Genomic DNA, 23,657 nt, shown 5'->3' on the forward strand with positions numbered 1-23,657 from the left:
GGTATGGACGCTGTCACGTCGACCTACCGGGTGCAGCTGACGCCGGAGTCCGGCTTCCGCGAGCTCGCCGGCCTCCTCGACTACCTGCGGGAACTCGGGGTCGGGCACGTCTACCTGTCGCCGGTCCTGCAGTCGGTGCGGGACTCGCAGCACGGGTACGACGTCACCGACCACTCCAGGATCAGGGCGGAGTTCGGCGGCCGGCCGGGGCTGCTCGCGCTGGCGGGCCGCGGGATCGGGCTGATCGCCGACATCGTGCCCAACCACATGACCGTGCCGGTGCCCGAGTCGGAGAACGCCCCGCTCTGGTCGGTGCTGAAGGAGGGGCCGGACTCCCCGTACGCGAACTGGTTCGACCTGACCTGGCCGGTGGACCTGCCGGTGCTGGGGGACGACGCCACGTTCAGCGTGTCTGGCGGGTTGCTGCACTACCACGACCACGTGTTCCCGCTCCGGGCCGGGACCGAGGAGCTGCCGCTGGACGAGCTGATCACCGCGCAGCACTACCGGCTGGTCTCCTGGCGGGACTCGCCCGGCTACCGGCGGTTCTTCGACGTCTCGTCGCTGATCGGGCTCCGGGCCGAGGATCCGGCGGTGTTCGAGGCCACCCACGAGGTGATGCTGGGCCTGGTCGCGGACGGGGTGATCGACGGGCTCCGGGTGGACCATCCGGACGGGCTCGCCGACCCGCGTGGGTACCTGCGGCGGCTGCGCGAGCGGGTGCCGGGGCCGGTCTGGGTGGAGAAGATCCTGATGGACGGCGAGCGGCTGCCGGCCGACTGGGACTGCGATGGCACCACCGGCTACGACGCGCTCAACATGGTGACCCGGCTGTTCGTGGACCCGGCCGCGCGGGACGCGCTGGTGGCGACCTTCACCCGGCACACGGGGATGCCCGACGACTACGAGCTGGTCAAGTACCAGGGCAAGAAGCACGTGATCGAGCTGTTCTTCCGCGGCGAGGTGGACCGGCTGGCGCTCGACCTCGGGGAGCCGGGGCTGCGGGAGGCGCTGGTGGAGCTGCTGGTGGCGATGCCCGTCTACCGGGCGTACGTGAACCCGGGGGAGCCGCCGGACGCCGAGGCGGGCCGGGTGATCCAGGCGGCGGCCTGGGAGGCGGCGGGGCACGCCGACCCGGCGGCGGTGGCGCGGGTGGCGCAGTTGGTGCTGAACGGGCCCGCCACGGCGGTCACCAGGTTCCAGCAGACCTGCGGTCCGGTGATGGCCAAGGGGGTGGAGGACACCGCGCTCTACCGGTGGTTCCCGCTGGCCTGCCTGAACGAGGTGGGCGGGGAGCCGGACCGGTTCGGGGTGGCGCCGGAGGAGTTCCACGCGTTCTGCGCGGAGCTGCGGCCGACCACGATGACCACGCTCTCCACGCATGACACGAAACGGTCGGAGGACGTCCGGGCCCGCCTATCCGTCATTTCCGAAATGCCGGATATATGGGCTGATGCGGTGGATTCTTGGACGGCGGCGGTGCGGTTCGATCCGAAGCTGGACTATCTGGCCTGGCAGACGCTGATGGCGGCCTGGCCCATCAGCACCCACCGTTTCACGAAATATCTGCTCAAGGCGGCGCGGGAGGCGAAGACCTCGATCTCCTGGCAGAACCGGGATCAGGGGTACGAGACGGCGCTGCGGGAGTTCGCCGCCAAGGCGATCGAGCTCTGCGGGTACTCGGTGGCCGCCTTCACCGCCGTGGTGGACAAGTACGCGCGGGTCAACTCGCTCGGGCAGAAGGTGGTCCAGCTGCTGATGCCCGGCATTCCGGACGTCTACCAGGGCAACGAGATCACCGACTTCTCCCTGGTCGACCCCGACAACCGCCGCCCGGTCGACTACGCGGCACGGCGGGCCCTGCTGGCGGCTCCCGACGACAGCTGGGACGGGCAGAAGCTCAGGGTCACCCGCGCCGCGCTCCACCTGCGGAAACGGCTGGAGCCCGGCCTGCCGTACCAGCCGATCGAGGCGGACGAGCACGCGATCGCGTTCGCGCGCGGGGACCGGGCGGTGGCGGTGGCGACCCGGCTGCCGATGAAGCTGGAGCGGGCGGGCGGCTGGGGGAGCCAGACGCTCCGGCTGCCACCGGGGAACTGGGTGGACCTGCTGACCGACGTGGAGCACACCGGGCTCATCCCGATGGCGCACCTGCTCGCCCGTTACCCCGTTGCAATTCTGGAACGGAATACCCGCTGAGCCCGATGGGAAATAGGTGGGATAGTCGATTTCCGGGAGCGGCATGTACGAGGTCTGGGCGCCGCACGCGACCCGCGTGGAACTGGAGAGCAACGGCGTCCGGCGGGTGATGACCGCCGAAGGGGAGTGGTGGCGGGCTCCCGGGGACGAACACGGCACGGACTACGCCTTCCACGTGGACGGCGAGGGCCCGTTCCCCGACCCGCGCACGCGGCGTCAGCCGTACGGGGTGACGGGACCGAGCCGGGTGTACGACCACGCCCGGTTCACCTGGGGGGACCAGGACTGGCGGGGCAGGGACCTGCGCGGCTCGGTCATCTACGAGTTGCACATCGGCACCTTCACCCCCGAAGGAACCTTCGAGAGCGCCATCGAGCGGCTGGACCACCTGGTCGACCTGGGCGTGGACTTCATCGAGATCATGCCGGTGGCCCCTGTGCCCGGGCGGCGCAACTGGGGGTACGACGGAGTCGATCTCTACGCGGTGCGCGAGGACTACGGCGGTCCCGACGGGCTGAAGCTGCTGGTGGACGCCTGCCACCGGGCCGGGCTCGGCGTGATCCTGGACGTCGTCTACAACCACCTCGGCCCGTCCGGGAACTATCTGGCCAAGTTCGGCCCCTACCTGCATGACTACCGGGGTTCGTACTGGGGAGCGGCCGTCAACCTCGACGGACGGCACTCGGACGTGGTCCGCAGGTACTTCATCGAGAACGCGCTGCAGTGGCTGCGCGACTACCACATCGACGGCCTCCGGCTGGACGCGGTGCATGCCCTGCACGACAAGCGCGCGGTGCACTTCCTGGAGGAACTGGCCGGGGAGGTCGAGGCGCTGGCCACCACGCTCGGCCGCCCGCTCACGCTGATCGCCGAATCCGACCTGAACGACCCCGCGCTGATCACCCGGTACGGCCTGCACGCCACCTGGAACGACGACGTGCACCACGCCCTGCACGTGGCGGTCACCGGCGAGACGCACGCCTACTACGCCGACTTCCACTCGCTCGGGGCGGTCGCCAAGGTGCTGACCTCGGCGTACTTCCACGACGGGAGCTACTCCTCGTTCCGCGGGCGCTCGCACGGCCGCCCCGCCGGGGACCTGCCCGGGTACCGGTTCGTCTGCTGTGTGCAGAACCACGACCAGATCGGCAACCGGCCGCTGGGGGACCGCATGCGCCCGGAGCGGCTCTGGCTGGCGGCCGGGCTGCTGCTCACCTCGCCGTTCACGCCGATGTTGTTCATGGGGGAGGAGTGGGGGGCCGGGACGCCGTTCTACTTCTTCACCGATCACCACGAGCCCGAGCTGGCCGAGGGGGAGGGGGAGCGGCGGCGGCGCGAGTTCGAGGGCTTCGGCTACGACTGGAAGGCCCCGGATCCGCAGGACGAGGAGACCTTCCTTCGATCCAAGCTGGACTGGTCGGAAATGTCGGAGGACGGCGCGGCCTCGCTGCTGGGCTGGTACCGGGACCTGATCGCGCTCCGCAAGTCCCATCCCGACCTGACCGACCCCCGGCTGGACCGGGTCCGGGTACGGTACGACGACGACCGGCACTGGATCGTGGTGGAGCGGGGCTCGGTGCGGGTCGCGGTCAACGTCGGGGAGTTCCCCGTCCCGGTACGGCTCGCGCCCGGACACCTGCTGCTCGCCTCCGACGAGGGCATCGCCCTGCACGGCGCCGACCTCCACCTGCCGCCGCTCTCCCTCGCCGTGATCCAGCTGTCCTGATCGTGATCTATCACCCCTTTTGGGGTACGAGGGCAACTAATTACGATCCGTCCATGTCGATCGCCAGGTCAGCCACCATGACCCGAAATTTCGGGATTTTGTTCTGGGGGTGTGCGGGGGTGCACCTCGGGTCCCTGGCGCTAGGGATAGCGCCGGTGGAGTGGGTGAGCAAGGCCCTGCTCATGCCGTTCCTGGCCGGGTGGGTGATCGCGCGGGGCGGGTCCCGGCTGCTGGTGGCGGCACTGTTCTGGTCCACCCTCGGGGACATCGGGTTGCAGGTGGACGGCCTGTTCCTGCCCGGCATGGTGTGCTTCGGGCTGGCCCACCTCTGCTACGTGACGATGTTCCTCCGCAGCGACATCGTCAGGGACTGGGCGGTCGCCGGGGTCTACGCCCTCGTCTGGCTGGTGCTGATCGTGCTGCTCTGGCACCGGCTGGGCGAGCTCCAAGTGCCCATCGCCGGGTACTCCCTGCTGCTCACCGCCACCGCCGTCACCTCGCTCTGGCGCAACGCGACCGCCGGCATCGGCGGCGGCCTCTTCCTGCTCTCCGACACGCTGATCGCATTCCGCCTCGCCGAGATCGAGATCCTGTACGGCGACCTGCTGGTGATGTCCACCTACATCCTGGCCCAGTACCTGCTCGCCGCCGGATCAACCCGGCACGTGGTTGCGCAACCCCAAACCTGACGGATAGGGCGCGAAATACGTCTGATCCCGGACGTAGGCGGCGGCCTCGCCCCTGGCGTGGTGGAGCAGCAGCGCCACCGGCACGCTCAGCGCGACCTCCCTGGCCCGGTAGGCGTCGATCACCGCCAGCAGGTCGGCGCGGCGGACCGGGTCGACGCCCGCGCCCACCATGCCCAGGCAGTGGTGGAGCACGTTGACGTGGCGACCGACGGTGGTCCTGCGGCTCATCGCGGACCGGAAGGCGGCGGCGTAGGCGTCGGCGAGTTCGTCCCGCGGCAGCGTGCCCGCCCGCGCGACGACCCCCCGGCCTCCATCTCCGGGCAGACCGGGACCCAGTCCACGTACTCCGCAAGCTCCCCCGTCAGGAACCTGTCCCTGCTGTGACCCCCGTTGAACCGTACGAGCTCGCCCAGCAGGCAGCTCGACACCGCCACCTTCGGCCGGATCACGCCGCCGCCCGGTCGAGCAGCGCGGCCAGCCGGTGCAGGGCCCGCGCGGTCCGCGCCTTGATCGTGCCGAGCGGGACGTCCAGCCGGGAGGCGATCTCCCGCTGGGTCAGCTGCCCGTAGTAGGCCAGCTCGATGGCCTGCCGCTGCGCGGCGGGAAGCCCGGCCAGCGCGCGCCGCACGGCGTCCCGCTGGTCGAGGCGGGCGGGCAGGTCCAGATCCTCGCTCGGCTCCGGCGCCGCGTCGAGCGGGACGGCGGCAGGGGGGCGGGCCCGCAGGTAGTCGATCGCCCGGTTGCGGGCGATGCCCTGCAACCACCCTTCCAGGCTGCGGGCCGGGTCGTAGCGGCCGCGGCACCGCCAGACCTCGGCGAAGACGACCTGCGAGACGTCCTCGACGTCCTGGGGCGGCACGAAGTGGCGGAGGTAGGCCCGGACGAGCGCGGCGTGCTCCCGGAAACACTCCGTCACCGCGTCTTCCTCGCCTGCCGCGAGGCGGAGGCCCAGCTTCATGACGACCTCCCAACTGGGAAACTTACTCAAAACCTATTCATAGTCGCCCGTGGCCGATTATGCAAGGAACAGCAGTGATCAGCGCAGCGCCGCGAGAATCCGGGAGATCGCCTCGTTCATCGAGGTCAGGTGGGTGATCGTGGGCGGGACGCCGTACCAGCCGGGGCCGCCGGTCAGCAGCGGGCTGGGCGGGCGGAGCACCGGCAGCCGGGTCAGCGGCTCGGGGTCGCCTGTCTCCGCCCGCTGCGACCAGACGACCACCAGGGCGGGGCCGAGCCGCCGCATCGCGTCCGCCAGCGCCGAGTACGGCGTGCGCGCGCCCAGCACCCGGACCTCCACCGCGTGCTCCGCGGCCAGGGCGGCGGCCAGCGCGAAGATCGGCAGGCTGTGCTGCTCGTCCTCGGCGCAGGCGAGCAGGACCGGACGGGGATGGATCGGCCGCGCGGGCCGCCCGATCAACGCGCCGAACGCCGTCATCAGCCGTTCGGTGAACAGGTGCTCCACATCCACCCCGACGCCCGTGGCGGCCTGCCGCCGGCTGATCGCCGCGAACACCGGCCGGACCAGCCGGTCCCAGGTCTCGGCCACCCCGAACCTGCTCAGACCCCAGGCGACGATCTCCGACACCGTCCACGAGTCCAGCGCCATCGCGGCCCGCCCCAGCCGCCCGGCCTCCCGCTCGACCGAACGTTCCCGGGACGCCGGGGGGATCTCCGCCAGGAACGCCGGATGCGCAGGCCCCTCGCCGACCCCGCGACCCGCCGGGACAGCCGTTTCCGCACCAGCCTCGCGACCGGCCTGGGCCGCCGTTTCCGCACCGGCCTCGCGATCCGCGGTGGGTGCCGGGACCGCCGATTCCTCCTCGCCCCCGCGCCCCCCTGGTGTTCCCGCCTGCGGCTCCACCGGAAGCGACCGGATGCGCAGGGCCGCCTGCGCGGCCTCCGCCGGTGGCACGCCCGCCTTGATCAGGCGGCTCATCTCCTCCAGCCGGCGCAGATCGAGCGCCCCGTACCGCCGGTGGCCGCCGGGACTCCGGGAACTCGGCCCGATGCCGTACCGGAGGTTCCAGGTCCGCAACGTGGGCGCGGGCACCCCGAGCCGCCGCGCGACCGCCCCGATCCCGTAACTCGGGGAGCTGTCCTCGTCCGCCATGAGCGTGGTTCACCTCCGTCCCGGACGTTCCTGGTCGACCAAGGTCGTGACTGACAAATCATGCCGTGTCGGAGGCTCACCGCATCCTTCGGACACCGCTGGGTGGGACGCCGAGTTCTCCGGGTGTCGCCTGGACGCGCATATCGGCTACTTCGGACGCCGCCCGGACGTGGATGCAACCCACCGGGCAGGACGCTCGAAGGGTGTTGTCGTGATGGACACCGTCATCGTGCTGTTCAACCGCGACCTGCGGATTCACGACCACCCGGCGCTCGCCGAAGCCTGCGCGCAGGCGCGGCAGGCGGTCCCGCTTTTCGTGCTCGATCCGGATATTTCCCCGCGTGGGAGGGTGGGCTTCCTGGCCGAGTCCCTGGCCGACCTGCGTACCTCGCTCCGCGAACGCGGTGGCGACCTGATCGTCCGCAACGGGGATCCGGTGGCGGAGACGGTGAAGCTCGCCCGCGAGACTGGAGCCACCGCCGTGTTCGCCTCGGCGGACGTGAGCGAATATGCCCGGAAACGCGAACGCCGCCTGGCCGCCGAACGGCTGGAACTCCGGCTCTTCCCAGGGGTGACCGTGGTTCCCCCTGGCCTGCTCACGCCCGCCAACGGGGATCACTACAAGGTGTTCACGCCGTACTGGCGAGTCTGGTCGCACACCCGCTGGCGGGAGGTTGTGGCGGCGCAGGAACGCATCGCGCTGCCACCGGACCTCGAACCAGGCGAAATCCCGGACGGCGCGCCCAGGCCATACCTGCCGGGCGGGGAGACCGCCGCCCGCCAGCGCCTGGACCACTGGCTCCACCGCCTCGACGACTACGCCGACGGCCACGACGACCTGGCCGGGGACCGCACCTCCCGGCTCAGCCCCTACCTGCGCTTCGGCTGCCTCTCACCCCTCGAACTCGCCCGCCGCACGAGCCGGAACGAGGACTTCGTCCGCCAACTCTGCTGGCGCGACTTCTACCACCAGGTCGCCCACGCCTTCCCCGCCATCTCCCGGCGCGACTACCGCCCGCGCGACCGCGACTGGCGCCACGACGAGGACCTCGCCCAGGCCTGGCGCGAAGGCATGACCGGCGTCCCGATCGTCGACGCCGGAATGCGCCAGCTCGCCGCCGAAGGCTGGATGCACAACCGAGCCCGCATGATCGTCGCCTCCTACCTCACCAAAACCCTCGGCCTGCACTGGAAGATCGGCGCCGACCACTTCGCCGCCCTCCTCCTCGACGGCGACATCCCCAACAACTACGGCAACTGGCAATGGTCCGCCGGCACCGGCAACGACACCCGCCCCAACCGCGTCCTCAACCCACTCCGCCAGTCCAAACGCTTCGACCCCGAGGGCGACTACATCCGCAGATACGTCCCCGAACTCGAGCACCTCTCCCCCCGAGAAATCCACGAACCCCGCAGCCTGTGAGCACGACCTCACGGTGCTGGAATGCGGACGGTTTCCACCCAGGCGGGGGGCTCCAGTGAGTCGGGGCGGATCAGGACGGCGATGAGGCGGCAGGAAGAGGGTTCGGCAGGCCAGGGGGTGTGGCCGTCGGTGAGGGTGATGATCACGTGGGGACGGTCGGGCGCGGCGAGGGCCGCGGTGATGCCGACGCGCATGTCGGTACCACCGCCGCCGGCGAGGGTGACCTGGTCGACGGAGGTCACCCGGGAGACGGCGTGGACGTCGGCGTCGCAGGCCAGGACGGTGACGCGGTTGCCGCGGACGCCGACTTCGCGGAGCACCCCGGTGACTTCGGTCAGGGCCGTGGCGAGTTCTTCTTCGCCCATGGAGCCCGAGGTGTCGATGACGATGGCCACACGCGGGAGCGGGCGGCGCAGGCTGGGCAGCACGACGCCGCGCAGGGCGGACGTACGGCGGGACGGGCGCCGGTAGGTGTAGTCGATCGCGCCACCGGCCCAGGCGACCGCCTCGCGGACGGCTCCGGCCAGCATGCGCCGCCAGTCCACGACAGGTTCGAGAACCTGGTCCGCCCAGCGCCTCCACCCCTCAGGGAGCGTCCCCCGCGCCCGCCGGTGGGCGCGCATCGCCTCGGCGGTCTGGCGGCGGAGGGCGTCCGCCTCGACCGGGCCGAGCCGGGCGGGACCCTCGCCGAGTTCCCAGGGCACCGCGTGGCCGTGCGCACCGGAACCGCAGTCGAGCAGGTGGGTCTGCGACGGCAGGTGGGGGACGTACTCCTCGAACAGCCCTCCCGTGGGCAGGCCGAACAGGCCGGGCTCCATCCGGCCGGGTGGCAGGGGCAGGTGGTCGGCGAGGAGGTCGTCGTTGATCTCGCAGTCCTGGGCGATGTTGATCCGGAGCCGGTCCCGCTGGTCGGCGGCGGGGAGCCGGTCGGCGCGGCCGTGGTGGTCGCGGAGCAGGTGCGCCACCTCGTGGATCCAGACCGCGGCGAGCTCCGGTACGGGCGTGGCGGCCACGAACGCGGGCGACACGTAACAGCGCCAGTGCCGGTCCACGCCCATGGTGGGCACCCGCTCGCTGGGCACGATCGACAGCGCGTACAGGGCGGTGGCGAGATAGGGCCGGTCGGTCGCCGCGCGGTAGCGGGCGGCGAGCAGCTTGACCCGGTCCACGGTCAGCCCAGCGCGCCGGAGAGCTTGAGCAGGTCGAGGAAGCCGTCGATGCCGCTCGGCACCGGCCAGTCGGTGTCGCGCAGCGCCGCCAGGTCTGTGGCGGCCCTGGCCGCCACGTCGGGCACGCCCGCCTCGACGGCCTTGGCCAGCACCGCCCACCCCGCCTCCCAACGGCGCCGCGTCAGGTCGCCCTGGACGGCGGCGACCACGGCGGTGAGGAAGGCGAGCTGCCGGTCGCCGCGGGTGGGCAGGGCGAAAGCGCCGGGGTCGGCGAGCACCCGGTCGGGGTCGGGCAGGTCGAGCTGGTCGAGGTAGGCGACCAGCTCGATGCCGGCGCCGTCGCCGACCGCGCCGACCAGCGCGGCCGCCAGCGCCTCCCCGCTCGCCTCCCCACTGGCCTCGGTCGCATAGCCGACCGCGAGCAGTCGCAGCGCCATCTCCCAGGTGCGCGGCGACGGCCAGGCCCCGCCGCGGCCCTCGGCGTCGGCGGGCAGGTGGTGCACCAGGCCGGGCCGGGCGGTGAGGAACCCGGAGATCGCGCCCCGGGCGCGCGCGACCGCGCCGGACACCTTGGCCGGGTCGACGCGGGGGATGGACACCGCGGGCCAGGTCCCCGCCAGGCCGCGGGCGACCGTGCGAGAGTCGTGCGTCCAGCGCAGGTGGACGAACCGGTTGGCCAGCGGCGGACTCAGATGCCAGCCGTCGGCGGCGCTCGACGGCGGGTTGGCCGCCGCGACGATCCGCACCGGTTCCGGGAGGGTCAGGCTGCCCACCCGTCACCCAGGGACCATCCCCCGTCGTCGACCACGTCGATGCGCGCCCCGGCGTCGAGCAGCGCCCGGACCAGCGCCGTCGAACCGTAGTCGCCAACGGCCACGTGCAGGGGCGTACGTCCGAAATGGTCCTGAGCCTCCAGGTCCACTCCCGCCGCGAGCAGCCGGGAGAGCAACCGCTCATGGTCGAGCAGGTGGAGCGAGTGCAGGAGGTTCCGCCGCCTGCCGTCCTGTAGATGGGGGGACATCCCGGCATCGAGGAGCCGCAGCACTCCGGGGGTGTCCCCGTGCTGGACGCGCAGGAAGAAATCGTTCCGCTGCGCGCGCAAGGCCTTGGGCAGCCATCCCGTTCCGGACGTCCATGCCTGCTGTACGGCGAAGCACCCGGCCACCGCGCCGCCGAACGCCCGCATGGCGCGCTCGCGTTGCTGCTCCACCTCGGTGTGCGGGAGGTGGAGCGTACTGCCGGTGGCACGCACCTCGTGCCACTCGCCACGACACCGAACCCGGACCGGAGCGGGCGGTTCGGGATCGGGCGGCCCGGCGGGACCGGCCGGATGCCGGGGGAACAGGGCGTCGCGGACCAGCGGGTGCAGACGCTCCGGAACCGTACGGCCGTGGTGGAGCAGGTCGAGGTCGGGCAGACGTCGCCAGCAGGCGGTCGCCAGCAGGGGGAGGTCCCCGATGTCGTGGTCCCTGATCAGCTTGACGCGCAGGCGTCCCGTGTCTTCGTGACGTTCGAGCATCAGGGAGGTGTACCGGTACCGGAGGTAGCAGCGGCCGCCGAGTCGCTGGGTCTCCGGGCCGAGCCGGGTGAGGGCCAGCGGGATCCAGTCCAGAACCCGGAACGGGTTGGACTCCCAGCACCGCATGTCCGGCCCCGTGGTCTCGAACTCGATGTCCGCCGCGGCCAGGGCCGCCTCGATCTCGCCCCGCTCGTGCAGCGTGGTCACCCATTCCGTGTGCGCGGCCGGGTCGTCGCCGGTGGGGGGTGTGGCCGGCACCGCGCGCGGGCTGCCGTCGGCGTTGAAGAACGGGGGTCGGTCGCCACCTCCGCAGCGCTCAAGCAGGTCGGCGGAGTGCCATGCGTCCCACAGATGCCGCGCCACGGACCAGTCCTGGACGTTGTGGCGCCGGTGGGGGGATCGCAGCCTGGGGCTGATCTCGCCGACCCGCAGGGTGAGCCGTTGCGGCCCGTCGGGAAACACGGGTGCGGTGAGGTGAAGACTCAGCCCGCCCGGCAGGGGCGAGCTGAGAATGATCACCTGCCCGGGCTCGATGGTCGAGTAGCCGTGCCGGACCCGGGGGAGGTGCCAGCGCAGCAGATCCGGGGTGAACGCGTGGAGGTCGTCCTCGATCGCGTCCGCGAACTCCCGGCCGTACGCCTGGGCCAGCTCGGACAGGGTGAACGTGACATCCACGTTGGCGGCGGCGCAGGCGCCCTGCCAGTCCCCGGCCAGGCGGTGAGCGGTGGCCTGTTCGATCATCGAGCGAGGCACCGCGTACTGGCGGATCCGCTGCCAGCTCGCCGCCTCTTCGGGTGGACAGGAGAGGGTCAACGGTAGAGGCTTCCGATCGCGCGCAGGTCGGGATGGGCGGGGGCGGCTGGGCGCAGGCGGAAGGAGCGCTTCAGCTTGCGTGGCACGCCGGGGCCCAGGCCCACGTACTCCAGGCGGGTGTCGGCGGGGACGTGCGCCAGCAGGGATTTCGCGCCGCGCCCGGTGATCCCGGTGTGGCGGAGTTCCAGGCGGCGGAGCGGGCTGCCGGGCAGGGCGGTGGCCAGCGCTTCCGCCCCGGCGTCGCCAGTGATGTTGGCGGGCGCGCCAAGGCCGCGTTCCGACGGGGGCCGTCCCAGGTCGAGGGAGTCGATCCCGTCCAGGGCCTCGGCCAGGGCCCGCGCGCCGTACGGGCCGATTCCGTTGCCGCCCAGGCCGAGCCGTACCGGCCGGGCGGGATCGACGGCGGCCGCGAGGGTGGCCGCGCCCTCGTCGCCCAGGTGGTTGGCCGGGAGGTAGAGCTCGCGGACGCCCGTGTCGCGGATCAGCGCGGCCAGCAGTGGCGCGGCGTCGCTACTGAGGCCGTTTCCGCCGAGGAAAAGGCGTTCGAGCGGATATGGCCTGTTCATCAGGGCGGTGACCAGGACAGTCAGGCCCTCGGCGGTGAGTCCGGTATTGACCAGGTCGAGGGTGCGGAGGGCGGTGTTGCGGCGCAGCATCGCGGCCAGCGCGGCGACGCCCGCGTCGCCTGTCGGGTTGCGCTTGAGCCACAGGGCACGGACGGTGTCGTCCTCGGCCAGGCGGTCGGCCAGCGCCTGCGCCCCGGCGGCGTCGATCCGGTTGCAGCCGAGGTAGAGCGTGTGGACCCGGTGCCCGGGCGTCAGCACGTCGGCGAGCGCCCGCGCCCCCGAGTTCCCGATGGCGTTGGTGCCCAGCAGTAGGTGGCGGGCGTGCGGCGAGGCGGCGGCGACGGGCAGCAGCCGGAGCACCCCCGCCGGGCCGAGCCCCTGCTTGCACAGGTCCACCCGGCCGTCCGGTCGCAGGGCGCCCAGGGGGAAGGTCTCGTCGGTCTCGACCGGGGCCGGGTCGGCCAGCCGGGCCAGGAGCGGATCAAGCCCGGCCGGGTCGGCGGGCGGCACGTCGGGGTGCTCGATCGCCGGGCAGCGCACGGGGGTCTGCTTCACGCTCACCACTCCACCGGTCGGTAGTCCTTGAGGAACAGGCCGGATACCGGCCGGCCGCCGACACCCCGCACGATCGGGTCGTACACCCGCGCGGCCCCGTCGATGACGTCCAACGGCGGGCGGAACCCCGCCGCGCGCTGCGCGGTCTTCTCCGGATACGGCCGTTCGTCGGTCACCCATCCGGTGTCCACGCTGTTCATGTGGATCCCGGCTGCGGCGTAGTCGGCGGCGGCTGTGCGGGTCAGCATGTTCAGGGCGGCCTTCGCCATGTTCGTGTGCGGATGCCGTACGGTCTTGTGCGTCCGCGAGAAGCTGCCCTCCATGGCCGAGACCTGCACCACGTACCTGTCGGGGTACGGCGAGGCCGCCAGCAGCCCGCGCAGCCGCGAAGTGAGCAGGAACGGCGCGAAGGCGTTCACCAACTGCGCTTCCAGCCACTCCGCGGGCTCCACTTCGTGCAGCCGCAGACTCCAGCTGTTACGTTCCCGCAGGTCCAGCGGTTGCCCGGTCTCGTCGGCGCGACCGGCGGGGAACAAAGACTCCAGTTCGGCGACCGGCTTGCCCGGCAGGGCAGGGGGTAACGCCGCGACGGCGCCCGTCACGTCGATCCGCGCGGCGAGTCCGCGCAGTGGCTCGCTCTCGGCCGAGCGGACCTCGCGGTAGTAGGCGGCGGGCCTGCGGATCGTCTGGGCCGCGTTGTTGACCAGGATGTCGAGGTGGTCGAAGCGCTGGTGCACCGAGTCGAGCAGACCGGCCACCCCGGCGAGGTCGAGCAGGTCCACGCCGTGGATGTGCAGGCGCGCCAGCCAGTCCTGGCAGTCCCGCACGGCCGCGAACCTGCGGGCGGCATCGCCGGGGAAACGGGTGGTGACCAGCACCTCGGCGCCGTCCCGCAACAGCTTCAGCGCCACCTGAAAGCCGATCTTCACCCGGCCTCCGGTGACCACCGCCCGGCGTCCCCGCAGATCGCATCGGGCGTGGCGGCGGATGAGGTTCTCCTGCGCGCACTCGGGGCAGAGCAGGTGGTAGTCGGGGTGAACCTCGCGGTAGCCGGCCTTGCAGACATAGCACCGCCGGACACCGAGCAGAGCCCGCTGCGCTGGCACGCCGCCGCTCGCGGGCGCGTCCGGCGAGGGATCCTGCTGCCGGTAGCGCTCGGTGGCGGCGGTGACCTGCCGATCACGTTGCCTCCGGTCGGTGTGGCGGGCGGCCTTCCGGGATTTCTTGCCCGCGCGGTAGACCTGGGCGACGGCCTGGTGCACGGCCGCCCAGCGCGGATCGGCGGGGTCCGCCGTACTCGCCTGGGCCAGTACCCGCAGACAGGCCTCGACATCCGGCTCGGCAGGGACGCCCGTGACACCACCAGGGCTGACAGCCATCCATCCCCCCATCGCGGAAGCGGCACGGCTGGTCGGATTCGAACCGACGTCCTCCAGCTTGCTGCTAAGGCGCGACGACCTCTGCGCTACAGCCGTGCCGCCCCGAAAGAGTAGCGCCTTTCCGGATCTTCATCGCGGTACGGCCATGTTCGAAAAAGCGGCCATTTTTGTTCGAATTGACGTATGTTGGCCGAGAGACCGTCACATTGGTCACACACGCAACTGTGAGGTGATTCCGCGATGCGGAAGATCATTTTGTGGATGTCCGTCTCGCTCGACGGCTACATCGAGGGGCCGAACCGGGAGATCGACTGGCACATGGTCGACGAGGAACTGCACAGCCACTTCAACGACCGGCTGAGAAACATGGGCGGCTTCCTGAGCGGCCGCGTCACCTACGAGCTGATGGCCGACTTCTGGCCGACGGCCGACGCCGACCCGGCGAACGCCGGCCCGGTCGCCGAATACGCCGGAATCTGGCGGGACATGCCAAAGATCGTTTACTCCCGGACCCTGGAAACCGCGGACTGGAACACCACCATCGTCCGAGACGTGATCCCCGAGGAGGTCCAGGCCCTCAAGGCCCAGCCAGGCGGAGACCTGTCACTGGGCGGCTCCGACATCGTCGCGCCCTTCCTCCACCACAACCTGATCGACGAGTTCAACCTCTACATCCACCCGGTCACCATCGGCAGAGGCAAGCCCTTGTTCCCCGAGACAGACGCGAGAACCCAACTCCGCCTCACCGACACCCAGACCTTCGGCAACGGGGTCATCCGCCTGAACTACGTACGCGTCGAATGAGTCCTCGCCAGGTTTCATGGTTGGGGACAACCGTCACTGGTGTGCCGGATTCCTTTCCAGGATTCGGGCATGCAGGGCGCGGGCGCGGGGGTCGTCAAAATCGTCCAGCGCGGCCAGCGCCTCACGTAGGTAGGGGGTGGTGTCCTCGCCGGTTCCGGCCTGTTCGACTGCCGTGGCAGCGTTCTCCAGAGCGACCGCCAGTTGCCACGGGTCGGCCAGTTCGCGGTGGGTGGCGGCCGCGCGGCGGTGGAACTCCAGGGCCTCGGCGTGGCGGCCCAGCTTCCGGTAGGCCTCGCCCGCGGCGTCCAGCGCGCGTGCCTCGCGGCTGCGGTCGCCCAGGCGCCGGTGGATGCTCGCTGAACGCTGAAAGGAGACCAGGGATTCGGCGGATTCGGCGGATTCGGCAGCGTCGCCGCCGCTGAGCAGCACCTTGCCGTGTTCCAGCAGCCAGTACGCCTCCCACATCGGGTTGCCACGGTCACGCGCGATGGCGAGTGCCTGCTCGATGTGCTCCCGCGCCAAGGCGTTCCGGCCGGACTCCCGATAGACCATCGACAGGATCCGAAGGGTGTTGCCCTTCCTGTCGGCGTAGTTCAGGCGGTGGAAGTAGTCGAGTGCGCGCGCGGCGGACTCCGCGGCGGCGTCGAGGTCGCCGAGCTCGAAGTTGATCTCGGCCAGGTTCGCCCGCACGGTCATCTCCCAGTTGGGCGCGTTCAGTGTCGCCAGCAGCGCCACGCTCTGCTCCAGGTGCGCGTGGGCCTGCGCCAACCGGCGGCGGCGAAGGGCCACCAGCCCGAGGGAGTTCAGCGAGAGCGCCTCGCCGAGGCGGTCGCCCAGCTCCCGCCAGAGGCCGAGCGCTCGCTCGTGCTGTTCCGCGCCCATGTCGAGTTGGTGGGACTGGACGTACGCCTTTCCCAGGCTGTCCAGGACCTCCGCCTCGCCATGCCGGTTCCCGGCGCGGCGAGCGGCTTCCAGACCGGACGTCGCCATCGCGAACCATGGCTCGAAGGTGTTGAACCGGCCGCAGTAGCTCCGGGTGACGGCGGCCAGTTGCCAGGCGAGGTCGTCCAGCCCCACCCGCGCCGCCGTGCGGACGGCGGCCGTCAGATTGGCGAGCTCGTCCTGGAACCAGCGCAGCGCCTCGGGGTAACCGGGAAACACCATGGCGCCGGTCACCATGGACTCGTCCACCCGGATCGGCCGATCGAACGGTGCCAGCCTCTCCTGCGCCCGGGCCGCGCTGTGCAGGTACCAGGTGATCACCCGCCGCAGCACGGCGTGGCGGCTCTCCGCGCTCTCCTCGGCCGCGGCCTGGTCCATCGCGTAGGCGCGCATCAGGTCGTGGAACTCATACCGGTCAGGTGCGGTCTGTTCGAGCAGGTACGCCCCCACCAACAGGTCGAGAATCTGCCTGACCTGCTCGGGTGTGCTTCCCACGGTCGCGGCGGCGGCCGGTGCGCCGAACTCGGGGCCGGGGTGCAGGCCCAGCAACCGGAACGACCGGGCCGCCGGTTCCGGCAGTGCCCGATAGGACCAGGCGAAGACCGTGCGCACCGCGTCGGCCTCGTCGCCGTCTTCCGCGGTGAGCGCGTCCCACAGGGCCGACTCGTCGCGTAGGTCCCGGATCAGATCGCGAAGTGGCATCCACGGTCGGCTGGCGGCCCTTTCTCCGGCGATCCGCAAGGCCAGCGGAAGCCTGGCGCAGAGCCTCGCCAGCTCGGCCAGCTCCGCCGGGGAGTCCGCTTTCCGGTAGGGGGCGGTCACATTCCTGATCAGGTCCAGCGAGTCTGCCTCGGCGAGGAAGTCGACCGGAACACGGTTGGCCCCGTCCCTGGCCACCAGGCCGGACAGGCGGTTCCGGCTGGTCACGATCACCAGGCAGGTGTCGGTGCCGGGCAGCAGAGGGCGCACCTGGGCCGCGTTCGCCGCGTTGTCCAGGACGATCAGCATCCGCCGTCCCGCGAGCCGCGACCGGTAGAGCGTGGCGCGGTCCTCCAGTTCCGGCGGGATCGCGCCCACCGGCACGTCGAGCGCGCGCAGGAACCGGTCCAGGACCTCCTTTGCGGTGATCGGGGCGCCTGGGTCGTAGCCGCGGAGGTTCATGTAGAGCTGGCCGTCGGGGAAGCGGGGGGCGATCTGGTGTGCCCAGCGCAGCGCGAGTGCGGTCTTGCCCACCCCGGCGGTTCCGGCGATGACGCAGACTCCCGCGGATCGGTAGAACTCCCCGTCGAGGATGAGCGCACTGCCGAGTTGCTCCAGCTCGTTCACCCGGTTGACGAAACCTCGCACGTCGCCGGGCAGCTGGCGCGGGATGTGATGCTCCGGCGGGTGGGGGCCGTGGAAGTGCACCCCACCGCTCACGTCCCGCGCCTGGACGACGTCGCCGGCGTTGCCGGACAGCTCGGAGTGCGTGTTCTCCCCGTGCGGGCTGCCTGGACCGTCCGGCCTTCTGGGCCACATCAACGGGTTCCCGCTTCGAGCCAGCGGCGGTGGCGATCGAAGAAGGAGGTGATGTCCTCACCTGCCGCGTAGAGGTCGGAAATCAGGTTCCGCCAGCGGGCGAGCAGACCGGGGTCGGTGTGACGGACGCCGCCGGCGAGCACTCCCGTTTCGTCATAGAGGACCTCGTACATCACCGAGGAGCCCAGGGTGACGACTTCGGGAAGACCACGTCCAGTTTCCAGGTGCCGGATGGCATCGGGGCCGACGATTCGGACACACCCGCCGTACTCATGCCGGAGCCGGAGCAGATGAAGCTCCCACCGCAGGTAGGGGGTGACGGGTTCTTCGACCACGCGTACCCGCCAGGTGCGGAATCCGGCGCGGGCGATGCGTTCGTAATAGTTCTGGAGAGATTTGCGCCTTTGCTCTAGCAGTTGGAGTGACTTGTGCCAGTCGCCCTGGCGGAACGCTTCCCAGCTGTCGTCGCCTGGCTCCTGGAAGGTCTGCTGGCGCTCCAGCTTCCAGAAATCGTTGTCGCCGATCGTCCAGAAGTGCTCGGCGAAGTCGTTGCGATATTCCTCGATGGTCAGTCTTTCCCCACGCGATGCCTCAAGAAAATCAAGCATCCGGGATATCTGCTTTCGCTGCTATGAGCATGACGCGGGGGATGACCACGAGCTGCTCGTCGGCGGCGATTGTCACACCTGTCGGCAGTTTGGCGCGGAAGGCGGTGGTGAGATCCCGTCCGATGACAGCGATGTCCCCATTATCGAGTTCCCATATGTCTGGACATCCGTCATCATTTCCGGTGCATCCCAGCTCAACCGCCGACTTGCCGAGTCTTCTGCTGAGTGTCGCCGACGCGTCGGCTTCCCATGCGCGAGTCACGATAAGTTCCTCCTCCGCGGAGCCGAACGGCCAATCGGAGCGTACATTCGACATGACAGGAAGACAAGAATGCCCAAATGAGGTCATACACAATCACGAATATTGTGTTGGCCTCATCAAAGGCTCACCGATCAGGTGGAACCGCATCAACCGATTCGGTGACCCAGATAGGTCCGTCTGCGCAGTCGAACCGCAGGCCATTGGCTGGGTGCACACTGGTGCGTAACGCCGTGAGCCATTTATTGCCAATCTTGACATAAGGGCCGCGCAAGCCGAACAGATTGAAACGGAATGCGCGCACCTGGTTATGGGTCTCCCGGACACCGCGTGCGGGGTTCACGAACATGAAGTCCGGTTCCATCCATCCCGCGTAGCTGGCATCGCGATCGCTCTGGGGGTCGCCCGGGGCGCCGACTGCCGCGAGGTTCAGCGCTGGAACGAGCAACTCCTCGATCAGGTCGTCAACGTCTCGCCACAACGTGGCGGTGACGAGGTCCTCATCGATCCGGATTCCCCCGCGTTGTACCAGGATGTTCCCCGAGTCGAAGTCGTCGTTCATCCAGTGGATGGTGACCCCCACCTCGGGGTCTCCATTGCGCACGGCCCAGTGCACGGGGATCGGCCCCCGATACTTGGGTAGCAGCGACGGGTGCACGTTAATCGCGCCCAGGCGGACCGACCGCCGCACCTCCGGAGGAAGCTTCCAGGGGAACCCGTACGTCACGATCAGATCGGCCTGATAGCCGGCCAGCATCCTGGCGAGGCCGTCCGTCGTTCCGGGCAGCAGCAGATCCATGCCAGGGGGAAGCGATTCGGCGATTGCCTCAATGGCCGCGGCAGAAGGCTTACTGGTCGGCCTGTTCTGACGGAGCGAGCGGGCATGGACCATCGCGACCGGAAGGTGTCCGGCATTCTTGCAAGTTTCATACAGCAGCCTGAAGGCACTGGTGGCAAAGGAGATGAGAACCAAGCGCAATACGTTGGCCACACTGGTTCACTCCCTTTCATCGGCACTCGAACGGCATGCCGGTAGATTGAGTCGAGTGGTACGCGGTCACCTACTCAGCATCAATAGTGTGACGCTTGACCAGCCCCGGTCCGCGTGTGCGATGATCTTATACCTGAATATGGGCAACGCGTCACCGAACCTGGATTTGATTAACCGAAACAGATCGAATACCGCCGCCAGGCCATGGCCACACAGGAGATACATCCCTCGGCCCGGAGCGCCGGCGCGTCAGCGTATTCAACGACCTTCAAGCCAGGGAACTACCGGCAGACACCCACATAAGGGCATATTGCATGGAAATGGGGCAAACGTTAGCCGTGATGGCGGGTGGCCTGGGCGGCGAGGAGCGCCGGTGCAAATGAAGGAGAAGGCACGGCGGTCGGCCGGGGGTAGGCGAAGCCGTAACGAAAAGGAAGTCAGAGGAGCGCGAGCGGCTCGGCGGGGATGTAGCCCTCCAGGACGGTGGAGTTGAAGAGGCGGCCTTCGGTGGTGTCGCGGCGGCAGAGGTAGGAGTAGCGGTCGGCGGAGTAGACGCGGATGCCGTCGGTGCGGCACTGGCGCATCAGGGTTTCGTCCCAGTCGTCGGTGGTGTCGGAGAAGCCGAGGGCGGTGAGGGCGGGGCGGCGGGCCAGGAGGGTGCCGCCGGTGATCTCGGCCAGGTAGCGGTGTTCCGCGGCGGGCTGGCGGAGGAGGGTGGCGCCGGTGACATGGATGTAGAAGGCGGCCTTGCCGATGACTTCGGCGTCGGTGGCGGCGAAGTGGCGGGTGAGGTCGGCCAGGTAGTGGTCGCCGTAGAGGTCGCGGGGGTCGAAGACGGCGACCTGGTCGCCTTCGGCCAGGCGGAGGGCGCGGTCCAGGGCGGCGCCCCGGGTGAGGGGGGTGGTCGTGGCGCGGACGATCAGGTCCTCCAGGACACCGGCCGGTACCTCACCGGAGGCCAGGGCCTGGCGCACGGACTTCTCGACCACGGCGGCGTCCAGTCCGTCCGCCACGATGACCAGCTGTTCGGGGCGGCGGACCTGCCGGGACAGCTGGGTGAGGAGCTGGTCGAGTTCGGCGGCCGTGGTCACGGCGGCGATGGCCGACACAGTGCCGTTGTTGCGCACGCTGGGCACGCCCAGGGTGTCCAGGATCGGGTCGAGCAGGGGGGTCACCGGGACGGAGGCGCGCCAGGCCAGGTGGGCCTGGCGGGCGCGGGCGGCCGTGTCGGTGAGCAGCGCCGCCGCGGCGGCGACGGTCTGATCGGGTTTGGGGGTGCCCTCCAGGAGGAGCACCGGCGTGCCGCAGGCTTCGATCTCGGCGATCACCCGCGGTTCCGCGTCCGCCCCGGCGACCACGAGCGCGGGTTCCCGGTAGGCCGTCAGCACGTCGTCGTAGGTGGTCTTGTCCGATCCCTGACCTGGAAGCGGCGTCCAGGTCGAGTCCTCAGGGAGGTTGACCGGTCCCAGCGTCATGACGGCGTCGGTCCGGCCTGAGGAGGCGGGGAGCGGGTTGTGCACCCGAGGCTGGACCGTGTGCGGGAGCACGCCGACCCGGTCGTGCCGGAGGGCGGCGCGCCACTCGCGGGCCCGGGCCTCGCTGGTGGCCAGCACGTAGTCGAAGAGTTCGGCGACCGGGACCGCCCGGCCGAGTGAACCGCCGGAGTGCCAGAAGACGGCGCGGATCCCCCGCTTCTTGCAGGCTTCCACCAGATCGCGGAGGTCCCGCGACTGCCCGGCCATCGCCTCCAGCCACCGCCCGCCGTTCCCCTGCCGGGGGCCGGACTGGACGGACTCGACGAACAGGACGTGCGGCTGGTGCTCGTCCAGCATGGTGGCCCAGTTGTCGGGGCCGAAGTTGGTGACCTGCCGCCATTCGTACCGCATGAGGGCCTCGGTCTGCCGGTCCACGATGGCCGCGACCGTCAGGTACGGCCGGGCCAGCGGCCCCTTGGGCACCACGAAACCCTCCGCCAGCGGCGCCGACACGAGAGGAGCCCGGGGATCGGGGGCGACCGGCTCGACGGGCTCGGAAACGGCCACCGGGTCGGGCCGGAAGTCGGCGCGTTTGGGCGCGGGGGTCTTCTTGACCGGGGACTTCAGGGTACGCGCCACCGTGCCGGGCTTCTTGGTCTGGATCGCGTCGCCCAGCTGGGACCAGCGGCTGTTCTGCACCGAGGCGAGCTTCCAGAGCGCCACCTCGGTCTGGTACCGCTGCTCGGCCAGCCCTTTGGCGAGCTGGGTCGCCTGCCGTTCGGCGGTGCGGGCGCGGGCCTCGGCGGCGCGGGCCTTGGTGAGCGCCTCGGCCTCGGAGCGGGCCGCTTCGTCCAGTCGGGCCTGGTACTCCGCGAGCAGCCGGGCCAGCTCGGCGGCGCCCGCGGCCTGCTCGACGGCCTGGGCGAGGGCCCGCCTGACGCTCTCCAGCTCACTCATTCGGTCACTCCTCGAAACGGGGCGAGAGTCACAATATTCGCAGACCATCCAGTTCACGAACTGGTCAATGCACCACCAAGCATCCGTATAACCTCCGTAAGCTCGTCGGAACGTCGACCAGAACTCGACCAAGTCGACCAGAACAAGGAGGTCCCCACGTGCGCAGGGGGGAGTGGCCGGTCTTCCAGGCCCGGCCGTATGTGTGCGGGGCGTTCGGGCCGTTCGATCAGGCCCGGCTGGACCTGCTGGCCCGTTCCGGCCCGCCGGTGGAGGCCGCGTACGTGACCAGGGACGCGGCGGTGCTCAGCTCCGGCCCGCTGACCCCGTACGACAGCGGCCCGACCATGGCCGCGTTCTCCTGGGGGGACCGGCGGCCCATCCCGGGCGGGGACTGGCTGCACGTGGCGGAGACCTTCGAGGCGCCCGGCCTGATCGACGAGCCGGCCGCGGTCACCCTGCACACCGGCGCGTTCGGGCTGATCGACGTCTACTACCTGGCCGACGGGGACGCGGTCTACTTCTCTGGGCTGATCGAGCCGCTGCTGGCGCTGGCGCGCCGGCCGTACGAGGTGAACTGGAACGCCTGGGCGGCGATACTCAAGCTGACCTACCCGCTGCTGGAGGACACCCCGTACGCGCAGGTCAAGCGCCTGCCCGGGGCGACGGCGCTGAGCTGGTCGCGGAGCAGGCAGCGGCTGACGGTGGACCGGCGGGCGCCGCGCTGGGTGCGCGAGGAGCCGTTCGACCGGGGGATCACCGCGGGCGACATGGTGACCCTGCTGCACGAGGCGCTCAAGCCGTACGAGCGGGTGCTGGTGCCGGTGAGCGGCGGGTACGACTCGCGGCTGCTGGCCAGCGTGGCGGTGGCGCAGCGCAAGGACATCGTGTCCTGGACCACCAGCCCGGACGACGGGCTGGACAACGACCTGGACTTCGCCCGGTACATCACCCGCGAACTGGGCATCGAGCACCGCATCGTGCCGCAGCGGGCCGAGGACTACCCGGCCGAGGCGACCTGGGCGGCACGCCGGCTGGAGTTCCTGACCAGCCACCACGCCTGGTACTCGCCGTTCGCCCGTGAGGTGCACCGGGAGGGGCGCCCGGTGGTGGACGGCCTGGCGGGCGGTCCCCTGATGAAGAACTTCCTGATCACGGCGGACGCGGTGGACGCCGGCACCGGCGAGGAGCGCCGGGCCGCGCTGCTGGCGGCGCTGGCCACCGGCGACCCGCACCTGCCCGTGCTCGGCGAGGCCGCCCAGAAGTGGCTGGACGGGACCGTGGAGTCGGCCTTCGACCAGGCCACCTCGATGCTGCGCGGGCACCGAAGCGAGCTGCCGCTGAGCGTGCTGCACACCCGGACCGCGCGCGGCATCGCCCGCTCCCCGGTCAACCTGGTCGGGCCCGAGGCCACCCCGGTCTTCCCGTTCCTGCACCCGGACTTCTTCGACGCGGCGCTGTCGGTGCCGGTGGGCCGGAAGGAGGGCGGAAAGTTTTACCGGGAGATTCTGCGCGCTGCCAACCCCCGGGTGGCCGCGCTGCCGTCCACCAACGGCGCGCTGCCGCACCGGCGCATGCCGCTGCGCTCGGGCGGCCCGGCCGCGCGGGAGTGGAACCACGGCATGCTGCGCCGCGCTGCCCGCATTCCGGGACTCATGTCATCTCAGATGCTGGACGTGATCAACGAGGGCCCCGACGCGCTGGCCGCCTTCGGGTCGTGGAACTCGCGGTTCTGGCTCCGCGGCCTGGTTCTGTTCGGCGCCTGGTTGTCGGACTATGAGGACGTTCTGGGCGATCTCACCCCTCCATGGCGCGCCAGTTAGGTAACGCACGGTATCCGCACGGAAACGCACGAAAACTCGTTGTAAGGGCTACGTAACCGTTATTTGTCAAGCTCCGTAAGGTGGTACGTTCTGCCGAACGCCAGCCGTTGAGCTGCGGACATGACACCCCATCTC

At 70.5% G+C, this 23,657-nt stretch carries 20 protein-coding genes and 1 tRNA gene; 6 read left to right on the forward strand and 15 right to left on the reverse strand.

Annotated elements, in window-relative coordinates:
- The first annotated feature begins 3 nt into the window (after window positions 1-3).
- The 3 genes from treY (at window position 4) to KIP79_RS20265 (ending at window position 4,614) form a co-directional block, all read left to right on the forward strand.
- Window positions 4-2,199, forward strand: a complete 2,196-nt coding sequence (gene treY, locus KIP79_RS20255; protein WP_214106436.1) for a malto-oligosyltrehalose synthase — start codon at window positions 4-6, stop codon at window positions 2,197-2,199.
- 43 nt (window positions 2,200-2,242) lie between these two features.
- Window positions 2,243-3,925 carry a malto-oligosyltrehalose trehalohydrolase gene (gene treZ / locus KIP79_RS20260; protein WP_214106437.1) on the forward strand — a complete coding sequence of 561 codons (1,683 nt, stop codon included), beginning with the start codon at window positions 2,243-2,245 and terminating at the stop codon, window positions 3,923-3,925.
- Window positions 3,926-4,080: 155 nt separating this feature from the next.
- Window positions 4,081-4,614: a lysoplasmalogenase gene (locus KIP79_RS20265; RefSeq protein ID WP_214106438.1), complete on the forward strand. Its 534-nt coding sequence runs from the start codon at window positions 4,081-4,083 to the stop codon at window positions 4,612-4,614.
- Here KIP79_RS20265 and KIP79_RS20270 read toward each other — a convergent pair.
- From KIP79_RS20270 to KIP79_RS20280, 4 genes are all read right to left on the reverse strand, one after another.
- Complete coding sequence (locus tag KIP79_RS20270; RefSeq protein WP_308169817.1) at window positions 4,579-4,938, reverse strand: DUF1722 domain-containing protein; 360 nt, start codon at window positions 4,936-4,938, stop codon at window positions 4,579-4,581. The two genes, KIP79_RS20265 and KIP79_RS20270, sit on opposite strands and share 36 nt — an antisense overlap.
- On the reverse strand, window positions 4,839-5,063 hold the full coding sequence (locus KIP79_RS49530; RefSeq protein ID WP_308169807.1) for a 2-thiouracil desulfurase family protein: 225 nt from the start codon (window positions 5,061-5,063) through the stop codon (window positions 4,839-4,841). Before KIP79_RS49530 ends, KIP79_RS20270 begins: the two co-directional genes overlap by 100 nt.
- Window positions 5,060-5,572, reverse strand: a complete 513-nt coding sequence (locus KIP79_RS20275) for an RNA polymerase sigma factor (protein WP_214106439.1) — start codon at window positions 5,570-5,572, stop codon at window positions 5,060-5,062. Before KIP79_RS20275 ends, KIP79_RS49530 begins: the two co-directional genes overlap by 4 nt.
- Window positions 5,573-5,650: 78 nt before the next feature.
- Window positions 5,651-6,724: a MerR family transcriptional regulator gene (locus KIP79_RS20280; protein WP_214106440.1), complete on the reverse strand. Its 1,074-nt coding sequence runs from the start codon at window positions 6,722-6,724 to the stop codon at window positions 5,651-5,653.
- A 214-nt stretch (window positions 6,725-6,938) separates the two neighbouring features.
- Here KIP79_RS20280 and KIP79_RS20285 point away from each other — a divergent pair, with 214 nt between their 5' ends.
- Window positions 6,939-8,147 (forward strand): cryptochrome/photolyase family protein, encoded by a 1,209-nt coding sequence (locus KIP79_RS20285; RefSeq protein WP_214106441.1) that lies wholly within the window; start codon window positions 6,939-6,941, stop codon window positions 8,145-8,147.
- An 8-nt stretch (window positions 8,148-8,155) separates the two neighbouring features.
- Here the strand turns inward: KIP79_RS20285 and KIP79_RS20290 are convergent, their stop codons facing one another.
- The 6 genes from KIP79_RS20290 to KIP79_RS20315 all read right to left on the reverse strand — a co-directional run bounded on the left by KIP79_RS20290 (window position 8,156) and on the right by KIP79_RS20315 (window position 14,244).
- Window positions 8,156-9,316: a vWA domain-containing protein gene (locus tag KIP79_RS20290; protein WP_308169808.1), complete on the reverse strand. Its 1,161-nt coding sequence runs from the start codon at window positions 9,314-9,316 to the stop codon at window positions 8,156-8,158.
- A gap of 2 nt (window positions 9,317-9,318) precedes the next feature.
- The gene (locus KIP79_RS20295) at window positions 9,319-10,089 is read right to left on the reverse strand and encodes a hypothetical protein (RefSeq protein WP_214106442.1); all 771 of its coding nucleotides are present in this window, start codon (window positions 10,087-10,089) and stop codon (window positions 9,319-9,321) included.
- Window positions 10,077-11,648: an ankyrin repeat domain-containing protein gene (locus tag KIP79_RS20300; protein ID WP_214106443.1), complete on the reverse strand. Its 1,572-nt coding sequence runs from the start codon at window positions 11,646-11,648 to the stop codon at window positions 10,077-10,079. The genes KIP79_RS20295 and KIP79_RS20300 overlap by 13 nt, the downstream gene beginning before the upstream one ends.
- Window positions 11,645-12,769, reverse strand: a complete 1,125-nt coding sequence (locus tag KIP79_RS20305; protein ID WP_214106444.1) for a leucine-rich repeat domain-containing protein — start codon at window positions 12,767-12,769, stop codon at window positions 11,645-11,647. The genes KIP79_RS20300 and KIP79_RS20305 overlap by 4 nt, the downstream gene beginning before the upstream one ends.
- A gap of 2 nt (window positions 12,770-12,771) precedes the next feature.
- Window positions 12,772-14,148: an SDR family NAD(P)-dependent oxidoreductase gene (locus tag KIP79_RS20310; protein WP_214106445.1), complete on the reverse strand. Its 1,377-nt coding sequence runs from the start codon at window positions 14,146-14,148 to the stop codon at window positions 12,772-12,774.
- 23 nt (window positions 14,149-14,171) lie between these two features.
- Window positions 14,172-14,244: transfer RNA gene (locus tag KIP79_RS20315), tRNA-Cys, on the reverse strand.
- 144 nt (window positions 14,245-14,388) lie between these two features.
- Here KIP79_RS20315 and KIP79_RS20320 point away from each other — a divergent pair.
- Entirely contained in the window at window positions 14,389-14,952 is a 564-nt protein-coding gene (locus tag KIP79_RS20320) for a dihydrofolate reductase family protein (protein ID WP_214106446.1), read from the forward strand.
- Window positions 14,953-14,985: 33 nt separating this feature from the next.
- On the opposite strand, the gene KIP79_RS20325 is transcribed toward KIP79_RS20320, so the two are convergent.
- The 5 genes from KIP79_RS20325 to KIP79_RS20345 all read right to left on the reverse strand — a co-directional run bounded on the left by KIP79_RS20325 (window position 14,986) and on the right by KIP79_RS20345 (window position 21,702).
- Window positions 14,986-17,412 (reverse strand): ATP-binding protein, encoded by a 2,427-nt coding sequence (locus KIP79_RS20325; RefSeq protein ID WP_250213534.1) that lies wholly within the window; start codon window positions 17,410-17,412, stop codon window positions 14,986-14,988.
- Window positions 17,412-18,020 carry a DUF6879 family protein gene (locus tag KIP79_RS20330; RefSeq protein WP_214106447.1) on the reverse strand — a complete coding sequence of 203 codons (609 nt, stop codon included), beginning with the start codon at window positions 18,018-18,020 and terminating at the stop codon, window positions 17,412-17,414. The genes KIP79_RS20325 and KIP79_RS20330 overlap by 1 nt, the downstream gene beginning before the upstream one ends.
- On the reverse strand, window positions 18,013-18,282 hold the full coding sequence (locus KIP79_RS20335) for a hypothetical protein (protein ID WP_214106448.1): 270 nt from the start codon (window positions 18,280-18,282) through the stop codon (window positions 18,013-18,015). The genes KIP79_RS20330 and KIP79_RS20335 overlap by 8 nt, the downstream gene beginning before the upstream one ends.
- Window positions 18,283-18,406: 124 nt before the next feature.
- Window positions 18,407-19,270 carry a methionyl-tRNA formyltransferase gene (locus tag KIP79_RS20340; protein WP_214106449.1) on the reverse strand — a complete coding sequence of 288 codons (864 nt, stop codon included), beginning with the start codon at window positions 19,268-19,270 and terminating at the stop codon, window positions 18,407-18,409.
- 437 nt (window positions 19,271-19,707) lie between these two features.
- Window positions 19,708-21,702, reverse strand: coding sequence for a hypothetical protein (locus KIP79_RS20345; RefSeq protein WP_214106450.1), 1,995 nt, complete (start codon window positions 21,700-21,702; stop codon window positions 19,708-19,710).
- A gap of 158 nt (window positions 21,703-21,860) precedes the next feature.
- Here KIP79_RS20345 and KIP79_RS20350 point away from each other — a divergent pair, with 158 nt between their 5' ends.
- Window positions 21,861-23,522 (forward strand): asparagine synthetase B family protein, encoded by a 1,662-nt coding sequence (locus KIP79_RS20350; RefSeq protein ID WP_214106451.1) that lies wholly within the window; start codon window positions 21,861-21,863, stop codon window positions 23,520-23,522.
- Window positions 23,523-23,657: the final 135 nt, after the last annotated feature.

Origin of the sequence: Acrocarpospora catenulata, assembly GCF_018476525.1 — a bacterium.
Classification (GTDB): Bacteria; Actinomycetota; Actinomycetes; order Streptosporangiales; family Streptosporangiaceae; genus Acrocarpospora; species Acrocarpospora catenulata.